This window comes from Flavobacterium ginsengiterrae (assembly GCF_039539785.1).
Lineage (GTDB): Bacteria > Bacteroidota > Bacteroidia > Flavobacteriales > Flavobacteriaceae > Flavobacterium > Flavobacterium ginsengiterrae.
Map to the genome: position 1 here is coordinate 75,317 of NZ_BAABDU010000005.1, position 11,520 is coordinate 86,836.

An 11,520-nucleotide genomic window follows, 5' to 3' on the forward strand; every position below is an offset into this window, starting at 1 on the left:
TGTCCGTTTGGTTAAAGCCTTTAAAAAAAACTTTAAAATCTCCAGCTAAAGCAGGAGGCAATTCATAAAATATACAGTCAAAATTTAGAATCAGAATTAAGCTTCGTTGTAAATCATTTCGTGAACATCTAAAATGTCTTTTTCAAAAGATAATTTCAGTACAGTTCCGTTATTATTTTCGATAGAAAAATCACCTTCTAAATCTTCACTTAAACCTTCTATAAGGCTCATACCGAACGAAGTATTTATTTTATCAGCTTTAAGCGGCATCCCGATTCCGTTGTCTTGAATAGTCAGTAAATATCGATTACTTTCAGTTGAAGTGAGCGAAATCGAAATTAATCCCTTCTGATTATCTGGAAAAGCATATTTTATAGAATTAGTAACCGCTTCGTTAATAATCAATCCAACCGGAATTGCCTGTGTTACTTCGAGTTCCAATTCTTCAATTTCAATAACAAAACGAATACGCTGATTTAAATTAAATGCATCTCTTAAATATTCGACCAATTCATTAATATAAATCGGCATATTGATAGAAGCAATATTTTCAGACATATACAATTTCTGGTGAATGAGCGACATGGCATGAATTCTATGTTGACTGCTTTTTATGGTAGAAAGTGCAAGATCATCTTCTATAAATTCGGTTTGAGAATTCAGTAAACTCATAACAGTCTGAAGATTATTTTTCACTCTATGATGAATCTCCTTCATCAGCCATTCTTTTTCAATCAATAAATTTTGAAGGTTTTTATTCTGAAGACTGATTTCTTTTTCTTTCAATTCTAATTTTCGGTTGCTTTTTTGTTTTAACTGATAATGATTATAAAACAATCCAATAATCACAAAAAGTAATAAAATAGCCCCAACAGAAAAGTTGATTAAAAGCTTAGATTTATCTAATTTACTCTGTTGCAGCTTACTTTGACCTTCAAGTTTTTTAATATTTTCTTCTCTCTTCAAGGTTTGATATTGAACCTTTAATTCTTCAATTTTTTTGTTATTAGAAATGTCATATAACGAGTCTTTTATTTTTGCAAAATTCTGATAATGAGTAATTGAAGAATCGTAGTTTCCGTTCAAAGAATCAATTTTAAATAAAGCCAGTTCCAAATCCATAAACTTCGGATTATGATTTGTTTTCTTTGTTAAATCAAAAACTTTGTCAGCATAGAAAGTCGCTTTTGTGACATTTCCTTTTTGTGCATAAAACAGAGACATTCTGGAATATCCAAATATTACCACTAAAGCAGTTTGAGGTGAAAATATTTTTTGCGCTTTTTTATCCATTTCAATAAAAAACTTTTCTGCCTCCTTAGTATTTCCCATTTCCTTAAATGTAGAAGCTTTAGCAAAAGACAGAAAAAAATCATCAACAGCATTATTGGGCGGATAAGTATCTGTTAATTTGATGTAAGTAAGCGCTTCTTTGTATTTTTTCTCGTCGCAAAGCGATTTAATGATTAGATACAAACTTTTATGCCAGCTCCCGCTATTGATACTTCGTGCACGATTATTAAAACTTTTTTTAAACAAAGCAATTGCTTCTTCGTCATGACCAATGGCACTGTAAATATTGCCCAAATGCAGATAAAAATTATCGGCACAAATAAAATCCTGAGTGGCCTCCATTGTTTCTACACTTTCGATAGCATAAAAAAGAGCCTTTTTTGGATTGTTTTTAATGTTGTAAATAAAAGTGAGCGGCGCAGTAGTGTAGTGTGTATGCCTAAAACCTATTTGTTTTTGTGTTTTATAGATTTCTAAAAGTTCTTTTTCTGCAAGATCAATGTCGCCGGCCCAAAAATGAATAGTCAAAATTTTCATTAATATTTCAATCTCTAATTCTTTTTCTTTTAGAGATTTATAAAGTAATCTCGCTTCCGCTAATGTTTTTTCTTTGTCAGGATCATCAATTGCGAGGTAAGATCCTTTATTGTGTAACGCTTCCGCTAAAGCTTTTCTGTCGTTTGATTTTCTGTTTTCGTTAACAACATTCGAAAAAATCTTTTTACTTTCTGTGAGATTTCCTGCTTTTGCATAATATTTTGCCAAAAGCAGTTTACTTTGATTTTTCCATTTTAGAATTCCCAACGAATTACTAGCTTCAACAGCCTGATTGATATACAAAAATGCATTTTTAAGATCTTCCTTTTTTTCGCCGGATTTAAATAAATAATGACTTCCTAAATGCAGTAATAATTTTATGCGATCTGCTTTTTCTATTTTAGAAAGTACTTTAACCGCACCGCTTATATTGTTTTGATCCACCATTTCACTGCCAGAAACTGGTTTTCCTTCATTATAACCTTCGTCGTATGAAAACGAAACAGGAAGTTTATTAGCTGTACAAGCCAAAACCATAGCACTATCTATGTCCATAGTTCCTTGATTTACAGAAGATAAATACATGGCAGTAGATTTGATCTGCAGCCTCTTTTTCTTTACATCATAAGTTGCTGATTTGGTTTGGCTATAGCTCTGGAACGAAAGAGCCATCATAAAAATAAAAAGATAAATTGTCTTCATTTTTGGATATAAATTCTAGTGGTAAAAAAAGTGTTAAAATATAACATAAATTACCATTTTCAAAATATCATTTTAACTTTTCTAAACTATATTTTTGTTTATAAATAACTGATTATCAGTATTATTTTTGATTTGTTTTCAAAGATTTTGACTTTAAAATAGTATACTGATAAAACTAGTCGATTTAAATGTTTTTTTCGGCTTTTATATAAATGTTTTTATCGCATTTTTCTTAATTTTAATTTCGGAAAAAGCCCTATTTCCTTTAAAAATATAGTATATGGAATTTCAAAATAATGCCGAAAATAAAAAGATGAAAATACTCATTGTAGAAGATCAATTTATAGAAGCAAATGATTTACGATTTATTCTTCAAAAAGCAGATTACCAAGTAATAGGAGTTGCAAAATCAGTGTCGCAAGCCTTAGAAGCTATTGAAAAAGAAACACCGGATTTAGTTTTTCTGGACATTCGGTTAAAAGGAAAAGAAACGGGAATTGATCTCGCTAAAGAACTGAATAAGAATCACATCGGATTTATCTATTTATCTGCCAATTCTAATAAATCGATATTAGAAGAAGCCAAAAAAACACATCCTTATGGTTTTATAGTAAAACCGTTTAGAGCAAAAGATGTTTTAATTACTTTAGAAATAGCTTGTTATCGTCATAAACATTCTTTAGAATCGCATTCGCAGCAAGAAAATATTTTGCGAGAAAGTATCGAAACAATAAGTAATTCTCCTGTAAAATGGGAAAATGCATTGGTACAGCTCGCGCAGGTAATGCAGACTTATATTCCGTTTGATTACATTCGAACAGGCTTTATTACAGAAGATCCAAACCCGATTGGATTGGTTCGAAAAAATTTTGATAATTATGAAGTTATCGATGCCGATAAATTTTCGAAAATTACTGGAAAAACCAAACAAGAATTATTCGAATTAAAAGAAAACTCGCCAAAATTAGAATTTCCGAAGATTTACGAAGGAGATTCTTTTACCGAAATATTTCAAAGTTCGCCAATAAAAAGAATGATTGCACAGTCTTTTGGACTAAAATCGTTTATTGCTTTTCCGGTTCGAATTGAAAATCAGGGAATTTTTAATTTTTTCTTTTTTTGCAGAAATGCAAATTGTTTTACCGATGAGCATCTTTCACTTCTAACAAAATTAGAAACTGTTTTTGCGAAATTTGTGTCTGTAATGAATACTTCGAAAAGAGAAGTTATTACTGCGGTTGTTAAAAAGAAAGAATCAATTGTCGTTAAAGAAAAAGCATCAGAATTTTGTTCGATGATTGGAAGCAGTAAAAAGATTCTAACCGTTTTTGATCATATTCAGAAAGTCGCGCCTTCTGAAACTTCAGTTTTAATTTTGGGCGAAAGTGGTACAGGAAAAGAAAAAGTTGCCCAAAGTATTCATCAATTATCTCCAAGAAAAAATAAACCGCTGGTCGTAATAAACTGCGGAGCCGTTCCGGATAATCTGGCTGAATCTCTCTTTTTTGGTCACGAAAAAGGTGCTTTTACGGGAGCGCTTGAAAAACGAATTGGAAAATTTGAAGCAGCAGACGGCGGTACCGTTTTTCTAGACGAAATTGGTGAAATGCCAATGTTGATGCAGATTAAATTATTACGCGTTTTACAAGAAAAAGAAATTGAAAGAGTAGGAGGAACTTCGCCTATAAAAGTAAATGTTAGAATTATTGCAGCAACGAATCGTAATTTAGAAGAAGAAATTGCAGCAGGACGTTTCAGACTTGATTTGTATTACAGACTTCATGTTTTCCCAATTACTGTGCCGTCGTTGAGAGAACGCAGGGATGATATTCCTGCTTTGGTTTCTCATTTTATAACTTCATTTAGTGAATCGCTGGGTAAAAAAGCACCGCAAATTACGGATCATGCCTTGCAGCAAATGGAAAATTATGACTGGCCGGGAAACATCAGAGAATTAGAACATATAGTGCAAAGAGCGATTTTATTGAGCAGTGATTCTAAAATTAACGAAATACCGTTACCTGGAAATTCAAAAAAATCGGAAGAAGAAAAAACACAGGAATTTCTAATTCAAACCATTCATGAAAATGAGCGCGATTACATTACGTATATTCTAAAAAGATGCAAAGGAAAAATATCGGGCAAAGGCGGTGCAGCAGAGATTTTAAATATTCCGGCTTCTACATTATATTCTAAAATGAAAAAACTGGGAGTAAATAGTTTAAATCAGTAATTGAAAAATAAATTTTAAACGCAAACATGATCGCAGAGGCGCACCGCAGTGCGTCTCCGTACAGTATGCCAACAACCGAAAGCTGGATGTCTTTGGAGAATAAAAAATGTGAGACGCACTGCGGTGCGCCTCTACAGATGCATTAGGAGAGCAATTATTTATTTAAATAATAATAATCCAAAGAAAATTTTCCGGGTCCGACAACCATTATATACAAAAAACAAACGCTGTATATAAACGGAACATCTTTTACAGCGATTGGATCATGAAAATGCACAATAAAAAAGCCTGTTAATGTAACGGCTAAAATAGGCAGTGTCGCGATTTTTGTAAATAATCCTGCTGTAATAAATAACGGCATTACAATATTAGCAACGATAGCAAAAGCCTGATTTAAGAATTCTGGTAAACCTAACGGATTTGGAACTATTTCGGCAATAGAAACACCAATTCCGATTTTCTTAAAACCGTGTGCAATCAATAACTCAAATGAAATTGCTGTTCTAAAGAAAAGCAGAGCAAAATGCCTCAAATTACTGTTTGAGCACATATAGGAGAGAAAATGTTCTTTCATAGTTAATTTTTTTGATAACCACCATAATAGTTTACAGGACTCCAATCTGGAATTGCTTTCGGAATTACTGGCGCAAACTTTAGAAAATCCTCTTTTCCATAAATTACTTTTCCGTCCAGAATAGTTAAATCAGAAGAAATGTCTTTGATTTTTTCGGCATTAATTGTCAAATAATCATCAGAAAGTATAACAATGTCAGCCAGAAAACCTTCTTTAATAGTTCCTCTGTCTTTTTCCTGACGAATTAAAGAGGCGCTTCCTTGTGTATAAATCTTTAAAGCCGTGATTCTATCCAATTGATTTTCTGGAGCAGCAAATTCGATTCCGCCCAATGATTTTCCAGTAACCAGCCAATACAATCCTACCCACGGATTGTAGCTGGCAACACGCGTTCCGTCTGTTCCACCGCCGACTTTTATTCCCAAATCAAGCATTTTGCGAATTGGCGGAGCGTTAAGAGCGGCTTTTTTTCCGTAACGAGAAATAAAAGTTTCTGCCTGATACGCCATACGATGTTGAATTGCAATACCGCCACCCAATTTCTTGATCCGTAAAAGACTTGCATCAGAAACCGTTTCTGCATGATCAAAAAACCAGACTAAATCTTTTAACGGCGTTTCTTTATTGACTTCCTCAATTACATTTAAAAAACGAACAATACTTTCGTCATAAGTCGCATGAAGGCGAAATGGCCAGCGATTTTTGACCAAAGTACCAATCACATTTTTTAATTGACTTTCCATTACAGGAAGTAATTCTGGACGCGGTTTTGTAAAATTTTCAAAATCTCCTCCAGATGCCACAAGATTTTCGCCGCCACCCAGAACATAATATTCCGTTGGTTTATCGTCATGAACATGCGCGTCAATATCGACCATAGAAATCCACTTGTTGTAATCTTCTAATTCTTTTCCAGGTCTTTGCGCAAAAAGATAATAGGGAAGACGTACTGTTAACTGATTTAATTTTGAAAGAGAATCTGTAATCGCATAATCGTCTGGGAAATTTTGGAATCCGCCGCCCGCATCCATAACACTGGTTACGCCCAAAGAATTCAATTCAGACATAAATAATTTAGTCGAATTTACTTTTTCTAAAGCCGTTAATTCTGGAAGTTTTGACAAAGTCGAATATAAAATAAAAGCATTAGGTTCTGCGACCAAAAGCCCTGTAGGCTGTCCAAAACGATCTTTCTGAATCAATCCGCCAATTGGATTTGGAGTGTCTTCGTCGATTCCGAGTTTTTTTATTCCAGATTGATTTAAATAGGCTTCTCCGTAAAGATTTAAAATAAACGTTGGAGTATTTCCTGTGGCTTCATTAATTTCTGCTAAAGTTGGTTTTCTTTTTTCTTCAAATTGATATTCAGTCCAACCGCCGACAACTCGAACCCATTGACCTTCTCGCGTTCTTTGGGCTTGTTCTTTTAATAATTGTAATGCACGGCTTAACGTTTTTACGCCGTCCCAGCGTAATTCGGTATTATAAAATCGACCTCCGCGAATCACGTGAAGATGTGAGTCATATAATCCCGGAATAACGGTTTTTCCTTTGGCATCAATTGTTTTTGTTTGGCTTGTTTTGAATTTTAGAATCTGAGCATTTGTGCCTACCGCCGTAATTTTATCGCCATTTATTGCTATGGCCTGAGCTTGAGGCGAGGCGTCGTTTAAAGTTACCACTTTAGCATTAATAATTATAAGAGAAGCTTTTTTCTGTGCCGATGCAGTAAAAGAGGATACAACTAAACAGAACAAAATGAGTAACTTAGTAAGTGTTGTCATAATTATTAAAATTAAAACCAGAGACTTGCGCCTCTGGTTGATACTATTTAGTTTTAGTGTTTGATTACTGCTCGTGCGTACTGAATACCAATTCCGTAAGCACCGCCGTATTTCACGATTAAATCGGTTACTGATTTGTAGGTTTCACTTCTTGCCCAATCGCGCTGTAATTCTAAAATATATTGCAATGAAGTAATTGGTCGCGCACCTGCCTGAACCATGCGGGTTACAGCCATTTCATGAGCTTCTTTAGAAACATCACCGCTGGCGTCTGTGATTACATAAACGGTATATCCTTCATTAATGGCAGATAATACAGGACCAACGATACAAACGCTTGTCCATAAACCGCCCATAACCAAAGTTTTTTTGCCTTTTGACGCAATAGCTTTTTGAGCATTTGTATCTTCCCAGCAATTCATGGTTGTACGATCGATATAATTGGATGAAGCTTTAGGATAAAACTCCTGAACTTCTGGAAAAACAGGACCGCTAAAAGTAGTTTCTGCCACAGTCGTTACAACCGTAGGAACATTAAAAATTTTTGTTGTTCCTGCGACCAATCCCGCATTGTTTCTTAATAATTCTGGATCGATATTTTTGGTAGCAAACGCCATTTGACTTTGATAATCAATCATAACCAGAGTATGATTTGTGGGAGTTAATAAACTCGGACTTGGTTTTTGCGCAAACGCACTTATTGATAGTAATATTAAAACTGCAGTTAAAAGATTTTTTTTCATGATTTTTATGTTTATTGATTAGTATTTATTTTTGAAGTTTCTGTGGCAGCACGAATTATAACTTCTGCAACAGCTTTTGCCTGAGAAACATAGACAGCGTGACTCGCTTTTATTTCGGTAACTTTTGCGTTCGCTCTTTTGGCCATAAAACGCGCTCCTTCAATCGGCACAGTTTGATCGTCTGTTGCAACGATATACCATGATGGTTTTGTTTTCCATGCCGCTTTAGTTATTGGTGCAACAAAAGCAGATCCTGCAATTGGAACTTGCGAGTCATACAGAAAAGCTGCTTTTTCTTTGCTTAAATCGGCACAAAATCCAGAATGAAATTTTGCTTTTCCGTACCAGATAAAACCATCAGCAGACGGCGCTTCGATACCTGAGTTTGGAGTTGGAGGGCCCGATTGAACAAGTTGTAATAATGTTTCTCCTGCATCGGGAACAAAAGCAGCAATGTAAACCAGACCAACTACTTTATCAGAGTCTCCGGCTTCGGTAATAATCGCGCCTCCATACGAATGACCTACTAATATTGTCGGCCCTTCAACACGGTCAAGGCTTCGTTTTGCAGCTGCTACATCTTCAGGAAATGAAGTATTTGGATTTGCAACAACACTTACATTAAAACCTTTTTTGGTTAAGATTTTATAGACTTCTTCCCAGCCAGAACCATCTGCAAAAGCTCCATGTACTAATACTATATTTTTAACCTGTTTTTGAGCAGACAAAATATTTGCCGACATGATAATTAAAAAGGTCAGTATTAATTTCTTTAATATTGTTCCTTGGTTTCCTTTTAATTGAAATACATCTTTCATTGATTTAAATTTTGAATTATTTTTCAGTTACGTTATCAGATTTTGAATAGCCAATTATCAAGCCTTTTGGGTTAATGTGTTGAAAAATAAAGGTTTGTTTGTTTTATGAAAGATTTCATTTGACGAAATAGAAAGACTTTTGGATGTATTTCGCCGATATACCGTAAAAAGGTATTTTAATAATTGTAACGAATTGATTTACTGATTTTTTTTGGTATGAATGATATAAATTTTGGAAAGGAAAAATTGCTGCTTATTCGGGAAAATATGACTAACGAATATGTTTCGAGATGTCAGAAATTTGAAAGGTTATAGAAAGCAGATTTGCTTTTGTATAATGCCTTTTCAAATAAAAACGACATCAGTTAGATGTCAATAAAATGTATTACTATGAAAAATGATGTTTATTACAAAAACGCAGTGATTAATGGTTTGGATATTTTTTACCGTCAGGCGGGAAATCCAGAAAAACCAACTTTATTATTACTGCACGGATTTCCTTCTTCTTCGCACATGTTTAGAAATCTGATTGAGCTGCTTTTGGATTCTTATTTTCTAATTGCGCCAGATTATCCAGGATTTGGGCAAAGCGGTATGCCAAATACAAACGAATTTGAATATACATTTCACAATTTGTCTGTTGTTATAGAAGCTTTTATAGATGAATTAAATCTCAAAAACATTCATTTTTATGTTCAGGATTACGGAGGGCCGATTGCTTTTAGAATAGCGTCGAGAAGACCAGAATTAGTGAATTCATTTATAATACAAAATGCGAATGCTTATTTGGATGGACTTGGTGAAGCGCTTGCGCCTTTGGCAGCTTATATAGAAAGTGACAGCGAAGAAGCCGAAAAAGGAGCTAGAACATTTTTAAAACTTGAAGCAACAAAATGGACGTATCTTGATGGCGCTTCAAAACCCGAAAAAATAAGTCCAGATAGTTATTCGTTAGATCAATATTATTTGGATAGATCAGGAAATGATTTGATTCAATTGGCTTTATTCCGAGATTACGGAAGTAATATTGCTTTGTATCCAGAATGGCAGGATTACTTTAAAAAGCAGCAACCTAAAACTGTTGTTATTTGGGGAAAAAATGATAAAATGTTTGTAGAAGCCGGAGGACAAGCTTATAGTAAAGATTTGCCCAATGCGAAAATTCACCAGTTAGAAGGCGGTCATTTTCTTCTTGAAGAACACAGCGAAACTGCTGCAAAAATTATTGCAGCGTTTATTGAAAAATAAAAGTAGTATATTAGAATTCCAAAAAATAATAACCCAAACCCTTATGAATACTTACAAAAAAACTTTATTGGTCGCTTTCTGCACGCTGTTATTAACGGCATGTAAGGATAAAAACAACACAGAAAACAAAAGCGAAGATCTTACGACATATTTAAAAGATACGACATCGGGAATAAAAACCGGCGGTGTGCAAGTAGTTCAGATTAATACACCAAAAGGTAAATTTAATGTTTGGACGAAAAGAATCGGAAATAATCCAAAAATTAAATTACTGCTATTAAACGGCGGGCCGGGAGCGACACACGAATATTTTGAGTGTATGGAAAGTTTTCTTCCTGCTGAAGGAATTGAATTTATTTACTACGATCAATTGGGATGCGGTAATTCGGATAATCCAAATGATCCTGCACTTTGGGATTTATCGCGTTTTGTAGAAGAAGTAGAGCAGGTGCGTCAAGCGTTAAAACTGGATAAAGACAATTTCTATTTATTAGGACATTCTTGGGGAGGTATTTTAGCTTCACAATATGCGCTTAAATACCAGCAGAATATGAAAGGACTTATCATTTCTAATATGATGATGAGCGCTATAGAATACGATAAATATGCAGATGAAGTGCTGGCAAAACAAATGGATCCGAAAGTGTTAGCCAAAATAAGAGAAATTGAAAAAAATAAAGATTTTGAAAATCCACAATATATGGAGCTGCTTGTTCCTAATTTTTATTCGAAACATATTCTGCGTTTAGATGCGAGCAAATGGCCGGAACCGGTTAATAGATCTTTTGCTAAAATCAATCAATCGCTTTATGTAACGATGCAAGGGCCAAGCGAATTTGGACTTTCTGGAAAACTTGAAAAATGGGATATTACCAAAGAACTTCCAAAAATCACAGTTCCAACATTATCAATCGGCGCAAAATACGACACGATGGATCCTGAACACATGAAATGGGTTGCAACTCAAGTTAAAAACGGAACGTATTTGTATTGCGAAAACGGAAGCCACATGAGTATGTATGATGATCAGCAAACGTATATGACAGGTTTGATTAAGTTTTTGAAGGATTCTTCAAAATAATAATTAATTGTTGAAATCAGTTTAAATAAAAAGTCCTGAAGAGATTCAGGACTTTTATATATAAAGATAAACTAAAACCTAAATGACTTTACTATTTTGTGATAGTAATGTAGGTTCTAATAATTTTTATTGTGCAGATTTATACCGATTGAGAATTAAATAAAAGATCTTTATTATTTAATGATTAAGTGTAGAAATTAACGAAGTAGGAAAAAATTTTAATTTAATTGATTTTTTTTAAATTTTAAAATTAACATTACCAGTGTGTTAAGAAAAACTTTAAAAAAAAGAGCAAAAAACTTCGAGGAAAGGTTTGCAAATCTCAATAATGTGACTACTTTTGCACCCGCTTTGAGAAACAAGCGAAAAACAAAAAGAAAGACACGTTCGTAGACATATTGAATTGACAGCCGTCCCGATTATATCGGGACAAAAATATAAGAGTAATAGAATCGTGAGATTCGAAAAGAACCGATAGATAAAGCATCGATTATATAATATTAAAAT

The 11,520-nt window shown here is 33.9% G+C and carries 8 protein-coding genes; 3 read left to right on the forward strand and 5 right to left on the reverse strand.

The annotated features are described in order from the left end of the window. Nucleotides 1-96: 96 nt before the first annotated feature. Entirely contained in the window at nt 97-2,532 is a 2,436-nt protein-coding gene (locus ABD859_RS16095; RefSeq protein ID WP_345145620.1) for a histidine kinase dimerization/phosphoacceptor domain -containing protein, read from the reverse strand. Nucleotides 2,533-2,812: 280 nt separating this feature from the next. Between ABD859_RS16095 and ABD859_RS16100 the strand changes: the two genes are divergently transcribed. Next, nucleotides 2,813-4,765 carry a sigma 54-interacting transcriptional regulator gene (locus ABD859_RS16100; protein WP_345145621.1) on the forward strand — a complete coding sequence of 651 codons (1,953 nt, stop codon included), beginning with the start codon at nt 2,813-2,815 and terminating at the stop codon, nt 4,763-4,765. A 154-nt stretch (nt 4,766-4,919) separates the two neighbouring features. On the opposite strand, the gene ABD859_RS16105 is transcribed toward ABD859_RS16100, so the two are convergent. From ABD859_RS16105 to ABD859_RS16120, 4 genes are read right to left on the reverse strand one after another with little or no spacing between them, the layout of a single operon-like run. Further along, nucleotides 4,920-5,339, reverse strand: a complete 420-nt coding sequence (locus ABD859_RS16105) for a DoxX family protein (RefSeq protein ID WP_345145622.1) — start codon at nt 5,337-5,339, stop codon at nt 4,920-4,922. Between the two features lie 2 nt (nt 5,340-5,341). Next, entirely contained in the window at nt 5,342-7,123 is a 1,782-nt protein-coding gene (locus ABD859_RS16110) for an amidohydrolase (protein WP_345145623.1), read from the reverse strand. Between the two features lie 53 nt (nt 7,124-7,176). Beyond that, nucleotides 7,177-7,866 (reverse strand): isochorismatase family protein, encoded by a 690-nt coding sequence (locus tag ABD859_RS16115; protein WP_345145624.1) that lies wholly within the window; start codon nt 7,864-7,866, stop codon nt 7,177-7,179. 11 nt (nt 7,867-7,877) lie between these two features. Beyond that, a complete protein-coding gene (locus ABD859_RS16120; protein WP_345145625.1) occupies nt 7,878-8,684 on the reverse strand; it encodes an alpha/beta hydrolase in 807 nt (268 codons plus the stop codon). A gap of 390 nt (nt 8,685-9,074) precedes the next feature. Here ABD859_RS16120 and ABD859_RS16125 point away from each other — a divergent pair, with 390 nt between their 5' ends. Continuing rightward, nucleotides 9,075-9,932: an alpha/beta fold hydrolase gene (locus ABD859_RS16125; protein WP_345145626.1), complete on the forward strand. Its 858-nt coding sequence runs from the start codon at nt 9,075-9,077 to the stop codon at nt 9,930-9,932. A 43-nt stretch (nt 9,933-9,975) separates the two neighbouring features. Continuing rightward, complete coding sequence (locus ABD859_RS16130; protein WP_345145627.1) at nt 9,976-11,013, forward strand: proline iminopeptidase-family hydrolase; 1,038 nt, start codon at nt 9,976-9,978, stop codon at nt 11,011-11,013. The last annotated feature ends 507 nt before the right edge of the window (nt 11,014-11,520 follow it).